Annotated in this window: 18 protein-coding genes; 12 read left to right on the top strand and 6 right to left on the bottom strand. The window is 52.4% G+C overall.

Going from position 1 to position 21,324, the window contains the following annotated elements:
• Positions 1–5: 5 nt before the first annotated feature.
• Together KKO72_RS18380 and KKO72_RS18375 are read right to left on the bottom strand one after the other, a co-directional pair.
• The gene (locus KKO72_RS18380) at positions 6–2,558 is read right to left on the bottom strand and encodes an EAL domain-containing protein (protein ID WP_214942451.1); all 2,553 of its coding nucleotides are present in this window, start codon (positions 2,556–2,558) and stop codon (positions 6–8) included.
• A gap of 671 nt (positions 2,559–3,229) precedes the next feature.
• Positions 3,230–4,087 (bottom strand): GGDEF domain-containing protein, encoded by an 858-nt coding sequence (locus tag KKO72_RS18375; protein WP_214942448.1) that lies wholly within the window; start codon positions 4,085–4,087, stop codon positions 3,230–3,232.
• A gap of 126 nt (positions 4,088–4,213) precedes the next feature.
• On the opposite strand from KKO72_RS18375, the gene KKO72_RS18370 reads away from it, so the two are divergent.
• Positions 4,214–4,951, top strand: a complete 738-nt coding sequence (locus KKO72_RS18370; RefSeq protein ID WP_214942445.1) for a Crp/Fnr family transcriptional regulator — start codon at positions 4,214–4,216, stop codon at positions 4,949–4,951.
• Positions 4,952–4,964: 13 nt separating this feature from the next.
• Here the strand turns inward: KKO72_RS18370 and KKO72_RS18365 are convergent, their stop codons facing one another.
• Positions 4,965–5,987: a PHB depolymerase family esterase gene (locus tag KKO72_RS18365; RefSeq protein ID WP_256445118.1), complete on the bottom strand. Its 1,023-nt coding sequence runs from the start codon at positions 5,985–5,987 to the stop codon at positions 4,965–4,967.
• A gap of 497 nt (positions 5,988–6,484) precedes the next feature.
• Here KKO72_RS18365 and KKO72_RS18360 point away from each other — a divergent pair, with 497 nt between their 5' ends.
• The 8 genes from KKO72_RS18360 to KKO72_RS18330 all read left to right on the top strand — a co-directional run bounded on the left by KKO72_RS18360 (position 6,485) and on the right by KKO72_RS18330 (position 13,084).
• Positions 6,485–7,012, top strand: coding sequence for a pyridoxamine 5'-phosphate oxidase family protein (locus KKO72_RS18360; RefSeq protein WP_214942443.1), 528 nt, complete (start codon positions 6,485–6,487; stop codon positions 7,010–7,012).
• Between the two features lie 48 nt (positions 7,013–7,060).
• The gene (locus KKO72_RS18355) at positions 7,061–7,366 is read left to right on the top strand and encodes a DUF2177 family protein (RefSeq protein WP_251140770.1); all 306 of its coding nucleotides are present in this window, start codon (positions 7,061–7,063) and stop codon (positions 7,364–7,366) included.
• Positions 7,288–7,461 carry a DUF2177 family protein gene (locus KKO72_RS21120; RefSeq protein ID WP_251140769.1) on the top strand — a complete coding sequence of 58 codons (174 nt, stop codon included), beginning with the start codon at positions 7,288–7,290 and terminating at the stop codon, positions 7,459–7,461. Before KKO72_RS18355 ends, KKO72_RS21120 begins: the two co-directional genes overlap by 79 nt.
• A 1,967-nt stretch (positions 7,462–9,428) precedes the next feature.
• On the top strand, positions 9,429–9,848 hold the full coding sequence (locus KKO72_RS18350; protein WP_214942440.1) for a hypothetical protein: 420 nt from the start codon (positions 9,429–9,431) through the stop codon (positions 9,846–9,848).
• Positions 9,849–9,943: 95 nt separating this feature from the next.
• On the top strand, positions 9,944–10,381 hold the full coding sequence (locus KKO72_RS18345; protein ID WP_214942437.1) for a hypothetical protein: 438 nt from the start codon (positions 9,944–9,946) through the stop codon (positions 10,379–10,381).
• Positions 10,382–10,892: 511 nt separating this feature from the next.
• The gene (locus KKO72_RS18340; protein WP_214942434.1) at positions 10,893–11,288 is read left to right on the top strand and encodes a hypothetical protein; all 396 of its coding nucleotides are present in this window, start codon (positions 10,893–10,895) and stop codon (positions 11,286–11,288) included.
• A 241-nt stretch (positions 11,289–11,529) separates the two neighbouring features.
• Positions 11,530–12,153 carry a hypothetical protein gene (locus tag KKO72_RS18335; RefSeq protein ID WP_214942431.1) on the top strand — a complete coding sequence of 208 codons (624 nt, stop codon included), beginning with the start codon at positions 11,530–11,532 and terminating at the stop codon, positions 12,151–12,153.
• A 307-nt stretch (positions 12,154–12,460) separates the two neighbouring features.
• Positions 12,461–13,084, top strand: a complete 624-nt coding sequence (locus KKO72_RS18330; RefSeq protein WP_214942428.1) for a tyrosine-type recombinase/integrase — start codon at positions 12,461–12,463, stop codon at positions 13,082–13,084.
• 823 nt (positions 13,085–13,907) lie between these two features.
• On the opposite strand, the gene KKO72_RS18325 is transcribed toward KKO72_RS18330, so the two are convergent.
• The 3 genes from KKO72_RS18325 to KKO72_RS18315 all read right to left on the bottom strand — a co-directional run bounded on the left by KKO72_RS18325 (position 13,908) and on the right by KKO72_RS18315 (position 16,462).
• Complete coding sequence (locus KKO72_RS18325; RefSeq protein ID WP_214942425.1) at positions 13,908–14,459, bottom strand: hypothetical protein; 552 nt, start codon at positions 14,457–14,459, stop codon at positions 13,908–13,910.
• Between the two features lie 537 nt (positions 14,460–14,996).
• The gene (locus KKO72_RS18320) at positions 14,997–15,836 is read right to left on the bottom strand and encodes a hypothetical protein (RefSeq protein WP_214942422.1); all 840 of its coding nucleotides are present in this window, start codon (positions 15,834–15,836) and stop codon (positions 14,997–14,999) included.
• 35 nt (positions 15,837–15,871) lie between these two features.
• Positions 15,872–16,462: a hypothetical protein gene (locus KKO72_RS18315; protein WP_214942419.1), complete on the bottom strand. Its 591-nt coding sequence runs from the start codon at positions 16,460–16,462 to the stop codon at positions 15,872–15,874.
• Between the two features lie 261 nt (positions 16,463–16,723).
• On the opposite strand from KKO72_RS18315, the gene KKO72_RS18310 reads away from it, so the two are divergent.
• The 3 genes from KKO72_RS18310 (at position 16,724) to KKO72_RS18300 (ending at position 20,912) form a co-directional block, all read left to right on the top strand.
• On the top strand, positions 16,724–17,884 hold the full coding sequence (locus tag KKO72_RS18310) for an IS30 family transposase (RefSeq protein ID WP_214942416.1): 1,161 nt from the start codon (positions 16,724–16,726) through the stop codon (positions 17,882–17,884).
• Positions 17,885–18,132: 248 nt separating this feature from the next.
• Positions 18,133–18,546: a surface-adhesin E family protein gene (locus KKO72_RS18305; protein ID WP_214942413.1), complete on the top strand. Its 414-nt coding sequence runs from the start codon at positions 18,133–18,135 to the stop codon at positions 18,544–18,546.
• A 1,202-nt stretch (positions 18,547–19,748) separates the two neighbouring features.
• Complete coding sequence (locus KKO72_RS18300) at positions 19,749–20,912, top strand: ankyrin repeat domain-containing protein (RefSeq protein WP_214942410.1); 1,164 nt, start codon at positions 19,749–19,751, stop codon at positions 20,910–20,912.
• Positions 20,913–21,324: the final 412 nt, after the last annotated feature.

Here is a 21,324-nt window from a genome sequence, read left to right as displayed (position 1 = left end):
TCATTTCAAAGGGCCTGCGTCCATTGAGCAGGTGGTTCCCAAGTGGCGGACCATTCAGGAATGCGACTTCCCGACATTGGCCGGGCAATGGCATAGCCTTGTGCCAAATAGCACCCCAATTCGATGAGTTTTTTGCCATTGGCCACACTTTCAACACCCTCGGCTATCACATGCTTGTGAAACGCCGATGCGAGCCCGATGACGCCCTTGACGATGGCCAAGTCGTCGGAATCATCGAGCATGTCTCGCACGAAGCTCTGGTCAATTTTGAGCGTCTCGACCGGCAGTCGCCTAAGGTATGTCAGCGATGAGTAGCCCGTTCCAAAATCATCGATGGCAAATAGCACTCCCAACCGGTGGCAATCCTGCATGATTTTGGTTGCCGAGCCGATGTCTTCCAGCGCGCTGGTTTCCAAAATCTCCAGCTCCAGAGATTTAGCGTCAATTTCTGGATAGTTGGCCAGTGCCTCGGACAGGTGATTCACAAAATTCTGCTGCTGGAACTGCCTGGCTGATATGTTCACACTGACCGGCAGCGACAACCCGAGCAGCTTCCACTCCACCATTTGCTTCAGAGCCATGTCGATGACCCACGACCCCACAGTTTCACTCAAGGGATGCTCTTCGATGGCGGGCAAAAACACGCCCGGCGCGAGCAAGCCTCTTTCAGGATGGTCCCACCGAATCAAGGCCTCCGCCCCGACCACGGCCCCGGTGCGCATGTTGACCTTGGGTTGGTAGTGCAAGACAAACTCTTGGCGCAGTAGCGCGAGAGCGATGCGCTCCTGTTGCAGACTTCGGGTCTTGACTTCCGCATCCAATGCCGAATCGAACAGGTAAATCCTGTTTTTGCCGTTTTGCTTGGCCTCAAACATGGCTTGGTCAGCATGTCGCATGAGTTGGTCGGCCTCAGCGTCGTCTTGGGGATAAATCGTCACCCCAATGCTCGCTGTGACCTTCAACTCCCGACCCTGAATATGCACCGGTTCAGCGCAGGCACCGAGCACCCGTTCGACCAGTTGGATGCAGTCATGTGTGCTGTCAATATTGGCCAAAACAGCAACAAACTCATCACCGCCAATACGTGCTAACGTATCCACGTCCCGCAGCGCCAGTCTCATGCGATTGGATACAGAGATCAGAAGTGCGTCACCTACATCATGACCATAATTGTCATTGATGTATTTGAAGCCATCCAGGTCGAGGTAGAGCACGGCAAGGCTTTGATTTTGACGCTGGCACATTGCCATGGCCTGGTGTAACCGATCAGACAACAGCAACCGGTTGGGCAAATCAGTCAGCGAGTCAAATTGGGCACTGTGCTCCAGTTTTTCCTGCTGCAACTTGAGCGGCGTGATGTCGGAAAACAGTGCCACGTAATTTTGCACGTTACCGTAGGAATCGCGTACCGAACTGATGGTCAAGATGACCGAGTACGATTTGCCGTCCTTTCGACGGCTCCACACTTCACCTCGCCATTCCCCGAGTTCCCTCAAAGCCATTTTGATGAACCTGAAGACTTCGGGGCCCTGATTGGAGGAGCGAAACATGCGTGCATCCTGGCCGACAACTTCTTCCTTGCAATAGCCAGTGATTCTGGAAAAGGCATCATTGATGTCGACAATGGTGCCTTTTCGGTCGGTTATCAGAATGCCTTCGATGGTGCTTGTGAACACACTGGCGGTCAGTTTCAATTGCCGCTCCGCCATTTTTTGTGCAGTGATGTCACGGGCGATTTTTGAGGCACCTATCACATGACCCCGACGGTCTCGAATGGGTGAAGTGGTCACAGATACATCAACGCGGTGCCCGTCTTTGTGAATGCGGGTGGTTTCAAAGTGCTCAACCGTTTCTCCCGCCTGAATTCGCTCAAGAATGAAACGTTCTTCATCGCTTTTTTCCGGTGGAAGCAGAACCAACAATGACTTCCCCAGCATCTCGTCGCAAGAATAGCCAAAGATAGTTTGTGCCGCAGGATTCCAACTTGTGACCAGGCCCTCAGGGGTTTTGCTGATGATGGCATCGTCTGATGACTCAACAATGGCTCGGTAGTATTCCGCCGCTGCCTCGACAGACATGGCGTTGTTGGTATGAGGCTTTGGCAAGTCACTCCGGTCAACCAAAGATTCCAGGACTCGGACCTTTTCACGCAAGTCGGTCACCTCCGTCACATCCTGTGCCACAGCGAGAACTGACATGACTCGGCCATCCAAACCAAATTCTGGTGTCAATCGGGAAATGAAATGGCGCAAACCAGTCGGGCATGGAAACGCAAATTGAGTTTCGCTTGAGCGACCTGAGTTGAAAACTGCAGTTAACTGACTATCCCATTGTTTGACAAGTTTCGCCGGCATGCCCAGGTCACGGTTCGTTTTACCAATGAAGTCACTGACTCGCCGACCAGTGGCGCTCTCGACTGAATTATTCACGTAGGTGTGTCGAAGCTGAGGGTCAAACCGTGCAACGATGTCTTTGAGGAATTCTGCGAATTGTGGGGCGTCGACAGAATCCGTGACCGCTTGGGTGCAGTCGGCCTTGGAATCGTTTGATTTTTTCATTGCGCCATTACCCTTAGTTGAAATCCAGGTTCGACACATCCGAACGAAAGGTTCGGCAGGCTGCAGCCCGTTCAGTTATACATCGCGGGGCATGAGATTCAGTTTGACTGTGAACAGTAGCTGCTTCATCGCAAGGGTCATGAGTCCAGAACCCCGCAATTGCTTTGGGAATAACTTTGGCCTGCTTGAATCAGGGTCGGTACATTCCCCGCCACTAAGGGTGGCTGACTTCAACAGCGTCTGAAGGGCGCCAAAACGAAGGCCAGCCGCGAAGCGTCCGAGTCCGAAGTGCAGTGATACCCCGCGCTAGGGTCGGGGAAGTTCATTGGGCAGCAATAGCGCCATCAACACAGCCGTGGTCTTTACCAAACGGTCATCTATCACCTATTGACGCCACCATGGCGTGCACGATAAGCGAAATTTGAGACAGGGATTCATTGCAGCTCAGAAACGACTGTTTGCGACAGCAACGTGGTGGCCTTCACCTTGACCGTGCAAAGGTGCCGCTTTGGCGGTTGTCCACCTCATACGGCCACTACCCGCGCTGAGAGCCGCACAGGCCAGTGAGGTCAGGCGCATTCTTGATATCTGCTTGCTTTCTGATTCCCCAATTCAATTTCGACCTTGACGTGAGTTGTACATCTTAGGCATCAATTGAACGTCAAATTTGGTTAAGTGGACTTGGGTGAAGGTTTTTCACCCGCAAATGCATAGCCTGACTGGTTTTGCTTGGCGCGGTACATCGCCTCATCGGCATTCCTGATCAAGACATCTACCGTGGTGCCATCTCTCGGATAGATCGAGATACCAATGCTGGTGTTGACCGTGAGCTCACCGCCGCTGACAGCATATGGCACCTGAACGGCTTGGATGATTTTTTTCGCCACGATGGCTGCATCCTGCTCATCACTTATTTCCATGAGCAGATACAAGAATTCGTCGCCCCCATGGCGGCTGATCGTGTCGTCGGTACGTGTGGTTTCTGTCAGTCGATTGGCAATCGTCAGCAAAACTGCGTCGCCGGCCTCGTGGCCATAAGAGTCATTGATGGTTTTGAATTTGTCGAGGTCCAGGAACATCACTGCCAGCGACCATCCATGGCGCTTGGCTTGTTCTATGCCATGCTCCAGTCGGTCATTGAAGAGTACACGATTGGGCAAGCCCGTCAAAGCATCATGGAGTGAGGCATGAAGAGCTTCTTGCTGCTGCTCAATGACCTTGCTCAGCTCCTGCTCCAAGTTGTGCCGTTCCTGAACCTCTTTTTCCAAACCTCGGTTCACGCGTGACAGCTTTTCCGACGCCTCTTGCACCTTGACTTCAACGGCCTCGCTTTTTTCAAGGGCCATGTCCACTTCAGGCAGGCGGCTGTCATCGGACAACTCTTCATTGAGAACCAGGTTGACCGACGCCAGTTCATCCGCAGACTCTTTAACCATGCCCCTGACGAGTTCATTGTCTTTCAACACCTGAGGTAATGATTGGGCAGGTTGGCTGTCTACCGGTAAATTGAGTTTCTGTCTGTGTGTCATGACGAGGGGCTTATTGGCTTTTCAGCATGTCGCGTGGAGCGACCTGATTTCTCATACTGGATCAAGCCGAGGAAAGAGTCTGTGCGGTGGCTTACATTTGGCCATCCAGAATTTCATGAAGTTGTCATGTCCAAACCTCTCAAGCCAACCATCCCCGACCCCCGCCAGAACCATATCCTGGCGGCCTTGCCCAAAGCTGAATACGAGCGCATCCTGCCCGAGCTGGAACTGGTGGCCATGCCACTGGGATGGACCATGTCGGAGTCGGGTGACCATGTGCGCTACTTGCACTTTCCGGTCTCGGGCATCGTCTCGCTGATTTATGCGCTCGAAGACGGCTCTTCCAGCGAAATTGCGCTGGTCGGCAACGAAGGGCTGGTCGGTATTTCGATCTACATGGGGGGTGACAGCCTGCCCAGCAGCACCGAGGTGCAAAGCGCTGGCCAGGCCTACCGGCTCAGCCGCAAAGTCATGAAACACGAGTTCGAGCAGGGTGGTCAGCTGCAACACCTGGCCCTGCTCTACACCCAGGCATTGATCTGCCAGACCTCGCAGATGGCTGTATGTAACCAGCACCACTCGGTGGAGCAGCAGTTCAGCCGCTGGTTGCTGATGAGTTTTGACCGCTTACACAGCGACAAGATGATGATCACCCAGGAGCAGATTTCGCACCTGCTGGGCGTGCGCCGCGAAAGTGTGACCCAGACCGCAGGCAAGCTGCACAAGGAAGGGCTGATCACCAAGGCGCGTGGCAGCATCAGCGTGGTGGACCGCGACCAACTGGAGGCGCGGGCCTGCGAGTGTTACGCCGCCATCAAAGAGGAGTGTGAGCGACTTCTGCCGCCCCCCAAACTGCCACATTGAGCAATGTTTAACCTCAACCAGTACCACCTGCTTGAGTGGCAAATTGCCTTTGCATGAATGACCACGCCATGCGCGAGGCATCCGGCCCTTTGGGGTCGCTGTAAGCCAAACCCGGCGCACCGCCACTCCAGGCGTGTCCTAACCCCTGGATCAAACACAGGGTGGCAACCAGTCGGCCCTGGCAGCGAAAATCCGTGATCATGGTGGGGTAACGTTTGCCACGTTGCACGCTGCGTGGCTTGCCCGCCCGCGCACCTTCGCGATCAGCCCACAGGTGTGCAGCCTGCGCGCCATTGCTGGGAGCAACGATGGGGTCAATACTGCCTTGAATGACCAAAATGGCGGGCAGGTGCAAGCCACCGGCAAGTGGTGCAAGCGGTATCGCCACCCGGCGCCCGCGCATCGCCGCGAGAGCGGTTGCAGAGGAACTCGCCAGGCCCGGCGCGATGCCAGAATGCATCACCACAGCCTGGAAACGCTGGGGTTGGTGAACGGCAAGCAAACCCGCCAAACCAGCCCCTGCCGATAGACCCACCACCGCCATGCGCTGTGGATCCACCGGTTGCGTCAGGCAGAGATGGTCAACGGCGGACACTATCGTGTCTGCTTCGCGCTGGGCACGGCCAGCCCGCGTGTCGTACCAATTCCAGCAGTTTTGCAGATTGGCAAGCCGGTCTTGCTCCGGATACAGCACCATGAAACGCTCGACCTGCGCCAGTCGGTTCATCTTGGTACTGGCTGCCAGTGCATGGGCATCCTGGGCGCACCCATGCAGCATCACCACCAGCGGGAGGCTCTCCCCGCGGTGCATGCCCGATGGTTTGAAAAGCCGGTAGCGGCGCACCCCGCTGGCACCAGATGCGATGCCCGTGGTCCACTGGGACGGTGTCGTGCGCTCCTGCGCCCTGGCAGATCTTGCCGTGGATATTGGCGCAGGTCCCGCCAAAACACGTTTCGCTGTGCTGGGTCGAATTGACTTCTGTTGGGCAACGCTTGGTTTGCGGGGCTTTTTGACCGGTTTCAGGGCGAGTTTCATGGCCTTGGCGCCGGTGCGAAGTGCCAACCGCGCTATGGCTTTGAATGAGCGCTGAAGAGATCGACTCAAAATGGCAACTTAAGGGAGCCTTGCAAGCGAAGTCCGCAAGCAAACGCGTCGATAGGAAGAAAAAGTTGCAAAAAAGTCTCCATCAGGTTGAAGCAACAAGTATCTGCCTTGGTCGAACTTGCATCTGTTGGATGGCACACGCACGGACCAAGCCAGTTAATACCGGGTGATGTCCGGTCGCCAGCATCGGTGCCCAGCGACGCCTTAATTTTGGTGTGTGCCAAAGCACAGACGGCGTGTCTGACAACCTCAAAAATCGAGGCATGAACCCAATCCCCCTGGAAATCGAACTGCCTGAGCCATCACTTGCGCCGCTGCCAATGAAAGTTCATGCAAAGCAATGAGATTCCAACCCAGCCATCCTGCGCTGGCAAGAACCCATCCACACTCGCGACAAAACAGCAATTTCAAACACACCTAGGGCACCGATGAAAACAGAAACTCAGGCCAGCGCCGATCTATCCCACATTGCCCAGATGATCGAGGACATTCATATTGCGATGCTGACCACGATTGAGCCAGATGGCGCACTGGCGAGTCGTCCCATGGCACCACTGGAGATGGACGCCCATGGTGCCATCTGGTTTTTCACCGACTTGCGATCCTCAAAGGTTGAACACCTCAAAGTCGCCAACCTGGCGTTCACCGACATGACGCACGGGACTTATGTTTCCCTGTCTGGTTGCGGTGAGATCGATACCGACCGGGACCACATCGAGCGTTTGTGGACGCCCATGGCCAAGCCGTGGTTTCCGGATGGCCCTGCTTCCGAGGCGTTGGCCTTGCTAAAGTTTGTGCCAAATGTCGCCGACTATTGGGATGCATCTAGCAGCAGGATGGTCAGGGCGTTCAGCCTGAATGCATCGGCAGTGACGGGCAAACCTATCGCAATGGGTGAACACGGCTCGCACACCGGGCTGTCATCGTCTGTCACGATCCGGGAAGGCGCTTCATGACGAAACTCTCCAGTCAGCCACTGTGGTCTGACCAAGGTTGGGAGTGACATGATTAACAAGTATCTTGCCGGATTCGCTGCAGCAGCAGTGGTGATGGTGGCGCTGGACATGTTCTGGCTGGGTGTGATGTATCAAGAAGCCATCGGCCGCCTGATCGCCGGCAAGCCCAACATAGGCGCTGCTTTGGCGTTCTATCTCGTCTATCCGATGGGTTTGATGGTCTTTGTGTTGGCGCCCCCTCTGTCGATGAGCCATTTTGGGGTCACACGCTGCTCATGGGGGCGTTGTTCGGTTTCTGCGCTTACGCAACCTATGACCTCCGCAACCTCGCCACGCTCAATAACTGGCCGGTAAAACTGACATTGATCGATTTGTGTTGGGGCTCGGTACTCAGCTCGGCGGCGGCCGGCGCAGGCAAAGCAGCAATGAACTGGATAGCGCGGACTTGAGGGGACGATCAGCGCACTTCGTTGGAAGTCCAGCAACATATCAACCGGTATGGCAGATTCACTTCACTCGATATCCTCAAACTGAGCACGTAAAGCCTGGGAATGATGATTCGCTCGGCCAGTATGAGGTCACTGGTCAAAATCACTTGGAACGTCTCTGCTGCAAATTGCTTGTCGGCTATGTGCGATTATTTCGCATCTGGTTGAAGAGACGATGGTCAATGGCAACGACTGCTGCATTTGGGGTATTGATCGTACCTGCCTGGTGTGCCAGTCCTGGATGTCCGCTATCAGGTCATGAGATCGGGTTGATCGAAGACCGCTTTGGGTCGGGTCCTGACCATGGGGGAATCCTGAAAGACAGTAGTCAGTCTGATGGAGACGACTACAGACATGGCCAGCGCCAGTCAGCGTGTTACCTCGAACTGGTCAGTTAATACCGGAACGTGTGGTCACACTGTACCGGTATATGCAGTCAACAGCCCTTAATGTGTATGTAGTGGTCCTTTTCACGAATCACTGCTACTCCCGCGAAGTGAAACCCGGGGAAGCCGTGAATGAGCGGCACATCGTTCTGGATGGCAATACGCGCCGGCTGATGGACTCGATACGCTACGAATTGTCTTAAAACATCTTCCCCAGTTGTTACATAGCCTTGGTACGCGACGTATTAAGCCCTCAAGAGAAAACTTCGTCACCCTTGAAATCGAGCCGTCAGTGCCAGGCGAAGAGCCCAGGAATTACCCGATGTTTTTAGACGTTATGAAAGACCGTAAGCGAAAAAGCGCCTGCTTTTGCGAGTCAAAAGTGCCTATGTTTTAGAGCGCCCACTGACCAAGCGAGAGCTCGACGAGAAGCCGATAGGATTCCATGCCCTGTTGAAACGAGCACTCAACAGCCAAACGATAAGCAGAAAGACAAACGGCCACCCTGAGGTAGCCGTTCACATGCAAGTTTCTCTCACCTCTTACGAGGCTTCCCACTCCAGGTGGGACCAGGTAAACCTGGCGGCGCTTCCTTTTGCACTTGCTCAGGAAAGTCTTGTTGATCAAATTCAATCTGGTGTGCGCAACGTGTGTCACATTTATCGCATTAGATCTGATCCCAACAAGGGGGTCTTTAGCCTTGATGGGGGCGAATACGCCAGACACTCAACCTCAGAATTTTTTGCTGTCGGCGGCTGCCCGCGCAAGCTAGCTCTCAATGACTGCAATCTAGCGGGAATTTTGACTAGCTAGCTGACAGCAATCAGCCTCAAACTGACTTCGGCTGTGCAGCGGAAGCGGTCATCCGGCGGCATGGCTCAGTTGGTAAGATTCAGATAACTTTTCCATACATTATTCGTTAGGCATCGCAATTCGCGTCTCCAACTCTTATGCGCCCCATTCTTAAGCGATTTAGACACCCCCAAAAACGAACTTATCTGCGCGGGGTTGTAGCCGGTCTCATCACTCACTATGCTGTAGTCGCTGTATTTCTGGTTGCAATATTCCTCTTTCGTCCATTTTTCTGGGCAGCCGTCTATGGTGTCCCCTATACACCGTCGCCTGGTCCTGTTGACCCAAACTCGACGGAAGGTGCGTTTCTTCATACTGTAAGCTTTCTATCCTGGGTCCCTGCTGGCGCTGCGGCAATGCACTGGTCAACGCAGAAAAGTCGTCCGTGGAGTGCATTAACGCTTTTCTGCTACTTGGCGTCTCTATCGCTTCTCGCTTTCTCAATAGATATTCAGGCACCGATAGCCGTCGGTCGTGCCCTGTGGTATTGGCTCTCTGCGCCACTCGGACTTGGGGTTGGAGTAATCACTTATTTGTCCCGCGCCAACAGCGTCGCAAACATTGCTACCGTTGGCAGACAAGGTGATGCCTAACAAACGCTTGGAGCCGACCGCCCAAAAGCTACGCTTTGGGGTTCCCTCCGCGCTGCGCGCTCCGGCGTCGGCTCAAGCTGCACGTTAGGTCTCTTCTATGGCTGCTGATCCAAAGGTCATCGAGTTTAGGTGTGTGTATGGCGGGAAACGTCCCATCGTCGGTGATGTCTGGTATCGAATGCCGGAAGTCCATGGCAACAGCGCTGAGAGATACAACCACTATATGTGTGCCGCGCTCTTCATGTTGATGCACACACCATCTGACTGCAGTGAAATTCTAGAACTTATCGATGCCGTGACATCGGGAAAGTCGCAGGAGGAAGGCTATGGCTTGAATGACACTTGTGTCACATTTCGGCAAAATGAAGCGCAAGTGGATATTTTGATCGAAGACGAAATAGGAACTGCGGAAGGTCGCTTCAGCTTGGCAGAATTCCAGAGGGTTGTCATTGCTTGGAAAGAGTTTTTGCTTATGCCTGATTCAGAAGCATCGAGACTGCAATTGGAGTTGCCATGAGACCTAACCCGGCGCTCAACCCCGTTCGCTTCGCTCTCTGGACGCTGCGCGAAAAAACCGCACAGCGCCGGTTAGCTCTACGTTGGGCCTAACAGATGGGCGAGCAAACTTATTACCGCCTTGATCTGGCGAAAGAACAACTCGATATCGCACTCGATCTATTTCTTGATCAAAAGAAATTCTCCGCAGCCATCACCCTGGCCGGAGCATCCGAAGAGATTTTTGGTCGAGCGTTAAAACTGAAAGGCATCACACCAGCCGTCGAAAAATCCTATGAGGCTATGGCGCGATTTCACGACGAGCTGATGGGCGAGAAACTGGACAGAACCCAATACATCGACAAAGAAAATTTCGCCCGGAACGCACTCAAACACCTTCAGAATGACAGAGGGCCCACGATAGAAATTGACCTTGAGGAAGCTGCGTGCTGGATGCTCGTCCGGGCTTTACAGAATGGCAAGCTACTTGAGATTGTCTTCGAGAGAGATAGAGATTTTGACAACTGGTTTTACGAGAATATTATCGGTGTCTAGGCCCAACCAATCCGTCGAGAGGGAACCCGCAAACTGCGCCGCTACGGCGGCCCCTCACATCAAACTTTGAACGTCCGCAGTCTGGCGTTTTGGAAGTCAGCTTCCAGCCTATGGCGGGTGCTCGCTTTGAAGAAGTGTTCACCATAAACCTGCACGTCGGTCCCCGGTAGCCAATGGCCGGTCTGGAGCAGGCAGATGCCAAACCACAGCACCCGCTATCAGCCTTCAACAGTCGGCCGCCCGGAAAACTGGTCAACCTTCAGGCCTGTGACTCTTCAAGGCTGGAAGCGGGTGATTCATCTTCAAAATTGCCTGCCCAATTGAGGACTTTGGTGTGTAATGGAAAGCCTGTCAGGCGATGCCCTTTCACAATTTCCCACCCAAAGTGGAATAGAAGTTCGCCCTGGCGAACCCTTCCACGGTGCTTCATCTACTGTACCAATACTAGAGGGTTACCCATTTGATAGCACATGACGAATCAGTCAAAAGAGTCCGAATAACCGAACGAGTTGTGGCACAAGCTGCAATAGGCATCGTTGGCATTGCATCGGCGGCATTTGCTCCATTTGATGCATTCTTCGTGCCAAATTTCGCCTTTTTCTTCGGTTCACAGTTGGCGATACTCGGCCTGCTCGTCTTTTACAGGCCACGTCCTGCGGTTTATGCTGGGGTCGCCTTAACATTGTCTCTGTGCTTTGTCCTGTTCGCAAACTGGAATAAGGATGCCCTCGGCTGGGTCCTCTATGTGCTGTGCCTGCCCGGTCCGGCAATCGGCACAGTTTTCATTGGGTTGAAACGCGGAATGTGGCAATCAAAGGACTCATTCTTTGCAGGAGTGTTTGCCGCAGTAGTGACCCTGGTTTGCATCGTTGCTAACGCAGGCTTTTTGTACCTTTCACTTTGGTAGAGGTTTTCGGACTGCGTAAGGAAGTCCGTACACACAGAAAGCCAACGCGCCCCCAAGTTGAGCAACTGAACCGCCAGAAAGCTGTCGTTGGCGAATACCCGCAACCGCTGCAAAACGATAGTCAGCCACAGGCTGATTGCAGTCTCTCAGGCGATAATTTCAAAAAGTCAACTGTGCCGCGATAGCAGTCTTACTGGCGCCACTGCCCGCACACCAATAACGGTGTCAAAATCTTTACCAATTGCTGATGGACACCAAGATAATATTTGCGATTTTCTTTACCGTGCTCACGTTCAGCGCTTGCTCCAGGTCCAATTTCAAGTGGACGGAAGACGTTTTGTTGCAAGACGGGCAGCAAGTCACCATCACCCGAGCCCTTGAGGGCCTGGAAGCCTTCGGTGGCGTAGGCGATGCAGGCGGCACTGAGCACAAGGCCACCACCATCACATTTCCGCCAGGACTTGCAGGTGCACCCACCGCACCTTTGTCCACCCACTTCAACCCCATGGTGCTGAACAAGACACCACAGGGGCAGTGGTATGTGCTGGCAATCATTCAGATATGCGAAGACTGGAAGCAAATAGGTTATCCCAAACTGCCCTACACCCAATACAACTGGACCAATGGCGCATGGCAGCAAGTGCCGCTAGACCCGGTACACATTGGCGAAGAGGCCAATCTGCTGGTAGCGGTGCACCGCAAAAGTGGTGAGCCACCTCATCACACCCTGGAAAGCAAACGTGCACAGGATGATGCTGCCACCATGTTTTCCGAAGACAGAGAGATTGTGAACAGGTGGAATACCAGTTGTGTCAATAGCAAAGGCACAAGCGGTCACCTCAAGACAGAAGACAAACCCAAGTAACACTCGATTGACTATTTGGATGACTGCTATCAGCCCGTCTGGAGCCAGCCACGGTCATAAAGGCTATGACTGGTAACGCTGCACTGCCGACCGCCAATCGGAAAATTTGATCCTGAAGTTTGAATGACTGCTTTGGCTTGTCCGGCCGAACCCGCGAACGTCCGGTCCTCACTTTGCCCACTGACTCCTATGGGCACCGACACGCCGATGACCAATGTCAGTTGTCCGGCATTCCACGGCCGGATTGAATTGACTATTCGCACAACCGGTCCACAGTTGTTCTCCCCTCAATTTTTAGGAGCTCATTGTGGACACTGCAACCGCTTCGCCTGCCAAGATTCCATGGAACAAGGGAAAAATTATTGGTCAAAAGTCACCTCTCAAGCTGAAGGACATCTGGGCCATCAGGATTCGACTACAACTCAATAACCGGACGCGAGAGCTTGCGTTGTTTGATCTGGGGCTTGATAGCAAACTCAGGGCCTGCGATTTGGTGAAATTGCGCGTCAAGGACATCTGTCATGGTGATCGCGTTTCAACGCGCGCCATCGTCTTGCAGCAAAAAACATCATTGCCGGTTCAGTTTGAAATCACACAGCCTACTCGTGAAGCGGTTGAGACCTGGATCAAAGAGTCATCACTGAAGGCGGACGACTACCTGTTTCCGAGCCGTGTTCATGAGTCACCACACCTGGGCACGCGACAGTACGCCCGAATTTTGGACGGTTGGATTAAGGAGATCGGCTTAGATCCTGCCCAATATGGAACCCATTCCATGCGCAGAACCAAAGCGACCCTCATTTATCGCCGAACCAAAAACCTTCGGGCAGTGCAACTGCTGCTGGGCCACACCAAAATTGAGAGCACGGTGCGTTATCTGGGCATCGAAGTCGAAGATGCACTTGAGCTGGCCGAGCAGACAGACATCTGACTGACCAGTTTTCTCTTTGATTTGTTGCACCAGGAATGGCGAAAAACCAGCAGTGCTCCGTTGGCACTCCAGATGGCCCGTGCTGAAAGGGGCTTACTGATGCGGCAAATTGACAGAGCAATCTGGCTGCCGGACAGCGGTCATTCGCGACCGGCAGCAACTGGCCCGCAGCACACACTCCATCGTCCCGCTGAACAAGACAAAATGTTGATGTCTATACGAATTTTGGAAATCGTCTCCAATTTCCAAAACTCATCAAACCCGCATCTGTTGGGCTCTGGTTTAGGACTTCATTTGTGCAGACAAATGGTCATTATTCGACGGACTTTAATCCACATCGAATACTTGGAACACACCAGCTTTAATTGCACCGGCTATGGCTTCGGCTAGCTCAGTTTCCGCGCCACTGGACGTGTTTACCGTAGGGTTACCCAGGTGCTGACCAACATCCCAATCTACTGGTCGCAGACTCTCCCACCACTTTCGAGACATGGCCAGCAATCGAATGCTGGCTTGACGACATTCTTCGGCAGAATTTGGCATTAATTTCTTTCAGTTCAATTTGACACCCGTGGCCAATAGTTCAGCTCGCTTCAGGTGGTTTGCGTCACGCATGTGATTTGCGATCTTGTCCAACGACATCGACAAGAACGCGAGCCCCTATGCACACGGAATTGTTCTCTCATGCACATGTGTCAATTGTCGTTTTAACGCAATGACGTTCCGCTTGTTTCGTTGCTGCGCAATCCAGTGCAGCTGATCAAGTCAGTGTTCGTCTCCTTAAGGCTGCAAGCCGACAGCCGAATTTCCAGACTGCAGACGTTCAACGCCACGCTTCTGGCGCGTGCGTTTCGCAAGTCGCCTGCACGCGTTTGTTAGCAGCTCTCCATTCCGAAAATGCTTGCATCAGAATTTTGCCGTTGGGATCGAAGACGTTGGATTCATGAACAACGGAAGTGTCTGGCGCCAATGAAGCGATCTCCTCCATGAGCGACAGCAAACCCTCGATTGCGGCAAGAGACCATTCCGGACCCATTCTGTAGTCGAGTGCCACGAAGTCCTCACCAAGAACAAAGAAACCTAGATCGGGAATCTTGTGACCGGTTTTAGAAACTAGACCACCAAACACGACATGGAATGGTTCAGCTACACCGCTCACAACTAGCTCTGCGGGATTTTCTCCGAACGAGATTGGACATTCCTTCTCCTTCGTCTTGGACCAATAGTAAGAACCGATGGACGTGAGGGAGGTGGCGTGGCGTTGTACGAGCGCGTATGCGTCCGCGACAACCCGCGTACCACCAAAATTGAAATTGATGTCCGGCAATGAACCATCATTGTTCGACAACACCGCTTTGAGTGATTCCAGATCCATAACTGCTAACGTGATTTCCAGAGCATATAAAAGTGCTTACATTGCACCTGAAAGGCAGCTCCCGCTGCACAACCGATTTCAGTTTAAGGCTGAAGCCGGTCGTCCAACTGTGCTGATGTAAATTCAAAAATGAGTCCAAAGCGGGCGTCAATAGCCCAAAATTCACTACCGGAAAGCGGGCATCTGGTATCGACCAGCTGCAATCGTTCAACCTGATCCCACCCCTGCAGGGGGCATATTTGGCACGCATTGCAATTGGCGCTCCAGTGTTAGGCCCTTCGGTTTTGCATTTGGGTTTCTCCAAAGCCCTCCGCCAGAAAGCCAGTTGGCTCTGAATGTGATGAGACTAGACAGGATGTAGTCTTCATATCCGAATTCAACGCCGCAACAATCACAAATATCAAAGGTTGGACTTAACTCGTCTTTTCCCCAAGGAGCAAAATTTCCCATGGGTGCCCCACAGACATGACAAAAATAATTTTTGGTAGACATTTCAGTCATTGGCAAGTCAATCCCCTGCGAGGGTTGTATTGCTACCTACTGTTGTATTTGGCTTGGCAAAACTGCGACATACCCAACGCTGGGCGAAAGCTTCAATTCTTCTATACGAGTCGGGTCAATGCTCCAATGACCGGCGATTGCCATTGCGTCACCCTCCGATGGCAAAGGTCCGCGTTGAAGTTTTGATGTCTTTCTTTTTGCGTCCTTGAACGTCAAACCCAAAGCTACTAAGCGCTGCTCCTCTGCCTCGCGTTTACTCGCCATAGAAAAAATCGCTGATGTTGCCTCTTGTGGCGTCATGCCCGATAGATTTGGAAATTTCAACAGTTTCTCTACCGACGTTTGTGGCCCCACGTTTGCGTAAACTTCACCGTCTGCGTAGCAAAATTCCCTCTCAATCCGTCCACCATTTGCACGGCCCCAGGCTTCAAAGCCAACTACTCGGTAACTGCCAAAAAACTGCACTTCATCAAAGTTTGCAACCAATGCACCAAACATTGCATTGAAACGACTGTCGATGTTTGCATTGCGCCCTTGCGAACGCCTGTCAGGATATGGGAGCGCTAAGCCGACAACTAAAACCCACCCTGTTACCGGCGGGGAAATGAAAACATACTTATTCCCATTCGGCTTACTGTTGAATGAGTACGCTGCGGCAATACCGCTTGCCCAGTTCGCTCGCTGTAAATCCACTAGTCCGAGTATCTCTGCCACGCGTTTTGGTTCCTGGGTTTTCACAGCAAACCAACTGGACTTGAAGCCAAAGCCCTCGGGTGAGTCAGGCGTCTGGTCGAAAAGCGCATCTGCGATCGCGGGCTGCACCATTGAAGCAATGGTGGTAAATACCGCAGCCTTCAAAATCGTCTTCAACCACATATGAACCTCTCTGCGAACCTTCTATTCGGGTAGCTTTATAGTCCGCCTTCCCAGGGTGCTAATAGTTCCGTTCCACTTGCACCGAAACATGCAGCCCAAAGGGGATATGTTGTGTCTCGAAATGGGGTGCTGAAATGCGCGCAGTATGCGTCCCACCCACTGTGATTATTACTATTCGACATGACGACGGCGTCTATAGGAGTCGGAGCATCTTTAAAGGCGCCAAGCAAGCCAATCAGTCTTTCGGATTCTGCAACTGAGTCATCATCAATGACTTCAGAGATACCAATAGGGTCAATATGTACCCAGCTGAACTTGGAATCCGAAACAAAACGGCGAAATGAATCAAACCAAGCAGTTTGCAGCCCGGGCACTGCCGATTTCAGCCAGATAAGCCGTTCATCCAATCGCGCAATGGCCGTTGTGCACTCCACTGCAAAGTAAGGCTTTTCGTTGTCACGGCTAGCGCTTGAGTCAATATTCAAGTCACGTGGGGCCAGCATTGCCAGCCAACCAATGGGCAAATGCCAATCGGCCAAGAGATATGGCGAATCAATTTCTTCTAGTTCTTTGCGTCGAGGCCGCTCGCGACGGTCTAGAAAGTAGAGCTGACTTGAATCAGACACGAAAACACTCCATTGCTAAGAGGAACGCCTGCAAACGGACATCCGCCGGTGACTGCTGTTGACCGAAAAGGGAATTATCCACGTCAGCGACCAATGACCGCTCCCGCTGCTCAGGAGTCGGATAGCGGACCACCACAGCTTTGTTGGAGCGAGCGACCGCTTTTCAATTTCCTTGGCGTCGGCGAATGACCGCTTGGCAGCTTGGATTCAACCGGTCGATGCAACACACTAGAGACTGCGTAAGCAGAAGGAGTGTTGCAGATGAAGCAAAGACGAAGGATTTACTACACAGACCGCCAGAAGGCTCTGATGTGGGATCGCTGGAAAAAGGGTGAGTCCCTTCAACAGATTGCCCAATTATTTGATCGCAATCACTCGTCCGTCAGTCGCATCCTGGCTGAGACTGGTGGCATCCGCCCGGCTCAACGCTGTCGTTCCAAATTGGCGTTGAGCTTGGCCGAGCGCGAAGAGATATCACGCGCATTGGCGACGGGAAGATCGATCCGGTCAATCGCTTGCCAGCTTGGGCGTGCCCCATCAACCGTCAGCCGTGAGATCCAGCGCAATGGTGGCCAAGGCTGCTACCGCGCAGCCCAGGCCGACCAAGCGGCTTGGGATCGGGCGCGTCGCCCCAAGACGTGCAAACTGGTGGCCAAGCGAAAGCTGGCCAACATCGTGGCCGGTAAGCTCCAATGTCAATGGGCACCCCAGCAAATTGCTGGGTGGCTCAAGCATACTTACCCGTGCGACGAGGACTATCACGTGTCACACGAAACAATCTACCGCAGTCTGTTCATTCAAGCCCGCGGCGCATTGAAGAAGGACCTCCTGCAGCATTTGAGGCGCACCAGAGCCATGCGCCGTTCACGTCACCACACACAAAAGACGGACAACCACGGCAAGATCACCAACGCCGTATCCATCAGTGAGCGCCCAGCCTGCGTGGAGGATCGGGCCGTACCAGGCCACTGGGAAGGCGACTTGCTGTTTGGGAGTCTCAACAACCAGATCGCGACACTGGTTGAGCGTCAGACACGTTACGTGATGCTGGTGAAGGTTGCCAGCAAAGATACCCAGACGGTGGTCAATGCACTGATCAAAAACGCACGCAAGTTGCCCCAGGAACTCTACAAATCGCTGACTTGGGACCGGGGTCATGAAATGGCGGACCACAAGCGTTTCACATTGGCCACCGACATCAGTGTTTACTTCTGTGAGCCCCACAGCCCTTGGCAGCGAGGGACCAACGAAAACACGAATGGACTGTTGCGCCAGTATTTCCCCAAGGGCGTCGATATCTCGCATTACTCGCAGGCACAGCTGAATGCGATTGCGAGAAAACTCAACGAGCGCCCAAGGAAAACTCTAGACTACGAAACGCCCGCTGAACGATTCAGCCAACTTGTTGCAGCGACCGGTTGAATCCAAGAGCGGGAGCTGCCGGTCACGAGCGGCAGGTTACGGGAAGTCCACCTCAGTGCCTGTCAGACGGCGGTCGTAAACTTCACCTCTGCCGCTAAGCTGCCGTTCGAGAAATCACCCAAGCGGGAAATATTTAGGTTCGGCGACTGAACTGATAATCTCTGAAAGCAGCGTCTGTTGCCGTCTCAGCTACTCGGCGATAAAGCTTCAAAGTGCCTACTGAATTATTCAAAAACCAACAAACGTCCATGAAGTACCAATATTTCGCCGCTTCAGCACTACTCATGTTGACACTTGGTCTATTGCACTCGCCAGTCTGGGCGACGAATTGGAAGCTTCTCCATGAGACTCAAAACGGAAGTGTAAGTTTCGATGTGGACTCAGTTTCTCGTTCAAAGCAACTGGTAAAGATTAGAAAGCGCGTTGTATTCAATACTCCGCATAAATCCCTCATTGCCTCCCCTAACTACGAGTACATCGCCACAGTCTCTTTGGAAGAGTACGACTGTGAAAACCAGACTGTAAGAACAATTGAAGCGTTAAATGTTCTGAAGAATGGGGCCAAAAATCCAGCTGAGCTCCGGATGTCCGACGCGATGCCACTCATTGGTCCATACATGGAGGAGGAGCTTTTTTTTGCATGCACCACAAAATCTGATTAAAGCCCAATCAGTCGCACGCGGCGCAATCAGAATTCCGCTTTCAGCCCATGGCGGGTGCTCGCTTTGAAGAAGTGTTCACCATATACCTGCCTGTCGGTCCCTGGTAGCCAATAGCCGGTCTGGAGCAGGTAGATCCCAAACCACAGCACCCGTTATCAGCCTTAAACTGACGTCGGCTGTGCAGCGCTATGAGTCGTCCGCGACGGGCAGCTTTCGATTGGCTCAGTTTGTCTCGGTGTTTGCACCAATGTCAAATTGGCCAAGCCGGTACCCGCTGGAGCAACTGCGTAGTTGCGTTGCTGCTATCGCAAATCAACAAAGAGGCCATACTGCAAACTGGCGGCAAAAGGAGTACAAATGGAAAGACCGTAGGGCATGTTTTTGTCCCTGAAGTTCATGCAAATCGTTCGCCAAAGAAATAACGCATATGACAATACATTTGAATGAAATTCTGCGGGCTGCGTCTCAGGCCCAAATTATGTTGAATCCACTACCACAGGATAAGGAGTCACAGTTTTGGATTGAGCTTCAATCTCGGTTTGGGCTTGATCTAGATGTTCCTTTGTGGAACCAGATTCAATTTTCTACAAACGAGGTTGATCCCAATGGCTGGCAACGACTTCCTGGCTATTTCAACCGTTGGCCCAATTTATTTTTCTGTGACCACTACCGGGAAGTTCCGATATATCAATTTGAATGCCAAGAGGACTTGCTGTCATTACTTAGCGAGAGTTTTCATTTCGTTTTTTATATAGCTTCAACTGATCTTAAACAGCTAGGCGTTTTTGATGACCATGAGTGCTTGAGGTACATCGGCGATGTGGCCAGCTGTGGGTCTTCAGCGAGTACTCATCGCCTCTCGATTGAACGGCAGGTATGCGGCAGGCAGATCCGCCCGCCGCATAGCGACCGTTCAATCTAGCGACTCTGGGTACCCGCTGTAGACCCCATAGCGACACTTGAGCTATCGAGTCGCCGACGAAAAATCCGACATGAAAATTTGGGCGCTGGATAAGCTAGCCGCATTGATAACTCCCGCAGGAATACGCAATGTATTGAGTTTGGACTACAGTCATTGCACGCCCCCAAGTATGATGAACGATCTTTAAATACCACGGCTTCAAATGCAGTATTTGCTATCATTTTTCATTCTGCTATTCACGTCTTTAGTCGTGAGCGCACAAGGTCTTGGCGACGCAGTAATGCGTGGAGACAACACAAGAATTAGAGAGCTTCTGCAACGAGGTGAAAACCCCAATGAAAGGAATCTCTCAGGAGTCAGTCTGTTCGTTTCTGCTTGTTTCGTAGCTCCAAAGTCAGTTATTGAACTTTTACTAGAAAACGGCGGGGATCCTTCACTATCCAGTCCTATGAATGGCCAAACACCGTTGATGCTAGTCATAAGGCGTTTTGGCGATGCCCAGCTAGTGGATGCTTTTCTAAAGAAAAATGTAGATGTCAATGCTCAAAGTAAGGATGGATGGACCGCATTGATGGATGCTGTCAACCTAAAGGCAAATGCACTGCCGATTTCTAAAAAATTGATTGCTGCAGGAGCAAGTGTTCATACCAAGAATAAGGACGGTAGCACTGTTTTATTTTGGGCTGCAGACGCCGATGCCGTCAATTTTCTGGTGGACAGTGGCGTTTCGGTAAATGACTTGAATGCTAATGGTGATAGCGCACTACTTCTAGCAACAAAATATGATCGAACGGATGTGCTAAGTGTGCTTATTAAACGCGGTGCAAATGTCAATATCGGCAATAGACAGGGTGAAACCCCCTTGCTGGTTGCGCTGAAATCAGAGGGCGGGTCTTCTGTTGGTGACTTTGCCAATTCAAAAATACTTCTGGATGCGGGTTCAGATGCCAAAAGTGTTGATTCGAATGGATCAACAACTCTTATGTATGCTGTTGACGAGATCGATATTGGGAATGGTCGAAAGGAAGTACGTAGTCTCATAATAAATGAGCTTATAGACAAGGGGGTTAATGTCAATGCCCAGAGAGAAAATGGAGTGAGCGCTTTGATGCTGGCTGCTGGCAAAGGTAACGTGAACGCCGTAAAGTTGTTAATAAAGAATGGTGCCAATCCAGATCAAGTCGATAGTGATGGCGCCACGTCTTTAATGTGGGCGGCAAGCAGGTTCAACGTGCCAGTATTCCGTGAAATCTCAGCAGCACTGTTAGCTGCCGGTGCAGATGCTGGACACAAAAGAAAAGATGGGAAGACTGTTCTTGACCTTTTGGATGCCTCCTCAAAACTGGAACTCCGTGAGCTTATTGCGAAGAGCAACAAAAGCCGTAGCGAAACTGCCTGCGCGAAAGATATTGAAACAACGTGCCATATAGCTGCCGGTCACTAGCGACTGCTCCCGCTGCACTGCCGACCGCCAATCGGATAATTGGATCCTGAAATTTGAATTACTGCTTTGGCTTGTCCGGCCAAACCCGCGAACGGCCGGTCCTCACTTTGCCCACTGACTCCTATGGGCACGTAGGTGCCCACTGTGAATGTCAGGTACCAGGTTTGCTGATGGCACGGGAATTTGCCGCTCCAAAGCTGTCACTCACGAGTGGCAGCACCTGGCCCGTCCCAGACTGTCGGATTACCGTGCACATTCCCAAGGAGCCAACAACTCAGTGCCGCTTGCCCCGAAACATGCAAACCAGAGGTCATATGCAAACTTGCCGGAGCTCTTGCGGAGTTTTGGCAACTTCAAAATCGCGTGCGTACAATTGACATACATCAAGATTAAGTCAACTTTACAAAGAGCC

This window comes from Rhodoferax sp. U11-2br (genome assembly GCF_018619435.1).
Classification (GTDB): Bacteria; Pseudomonadota; Gammaproteobacteria; order Burkholderiales; family Burkholderiaceae_C; genus Rhodoferax.
The sequence above is the reverse complement of the archived record's forward strand: the minus strand, read 5'-3'. Positions and strand labels throughout refer to the sequence as shown.

Bases quoted from the DNA above. Each gene is read 5' to 3' on its own strand.
- KKO72_RS18360 (WP_214942443.1), top strand. From the start codon at position 6,485: ATGAAAACAGAAACTCAGGCCAGCGCCGATCTATCCCACATTGCCCAG.
- KKO72_RS18370 (WP_214942445.1), top strand. From the start codon at position 4,214: ATGTCCAAACCTCTCAAGCCAACCATCCCCGACCCCCGCCAGAACCAT.
- KKO72_RS21120 (WP_251140769.1), top strand. From the start codon at position 7,288: ATGGGGGCGTTGTTCGGTTTCTGCGCTTACGCAACCTATGACCTCCGC.
- KKO72_RS18320 (WP_214942422.1), bottom strand. From the start codon at position 15,836: ATGTGGTTGAAGACGATTTTGAAGGCTGCGGTATTTACCACCATTGCT.
- KKO72_RS18310 (WP_214942416.1), top strand. From the start codon at position 16,724: ATGAAGCAAAGACGAAGGATTTACTACACAGACCGCCAGAAGGCTCTG.
- KKO72_RS18350 (WP_214942440.1), top strand. From the start codon at position 9,429: ATGGCTGCTGATCCAAAGGTCATCGAGTTTAGGTGTGTGTATGGCGGG.
- KKO72_RS18345 (WP_214942437.1), top strand. From the start codon at position 9,944: ATGGGCGAGCAAACTTATTACCGCCTTGATCTGGCGAAAGAACAACTC.
- KKO72_RS18300 (WP_214942410.1), top strand. From the start codon at position 19,749: ATGCGTGGAGACAACACAAGAATTAGAGAGCTTCTGCAACGAGGTGAA.
- KKO72_RS18355 (WP_251140770.1), top strand. From the start codon at position 7,061: ATGATTAACAAGTATCTTGCCGGATTCGCTGCAGCAGCAGTGGTGATG.
- KKO72_RS18365 (WP_256445118.1), bottom strand. From the start codon at position 5,987: ATGAAACTCGCCCTGAAACCGGTCAAAAAGCCCCGCAAACCAAGCGTT.
- KKO72_RS18375 (WP_214942448.1), bottom strand. From the start codon at position 4,087: ATGACACACAGACAGAAACTCAATTTACCGGTAGACAGCCAACCTGCC.
- KKO72_RS18325 (WP_214942425.1), bottom strand. From the start codon at position 14,459: ATGGATCTGGAATCACTCAAAGCGGTGTTGTCGAACAATGATGGTTCA.
- KKO72_RS18305 (WP_214942413.1), top strand. From the start codon at position 18,133: ATGAAGTACCAATATTTCGCCGCTTCAGCACTACTCATGTTGACACTT.
- KKO72_RS18380 (WP_214942451.1), bottom strand. From the start codon at position 2,558: ATGAAAAAATCAAACGATTCCAAGGCCGACTGCACCCAAGCGGTCACG.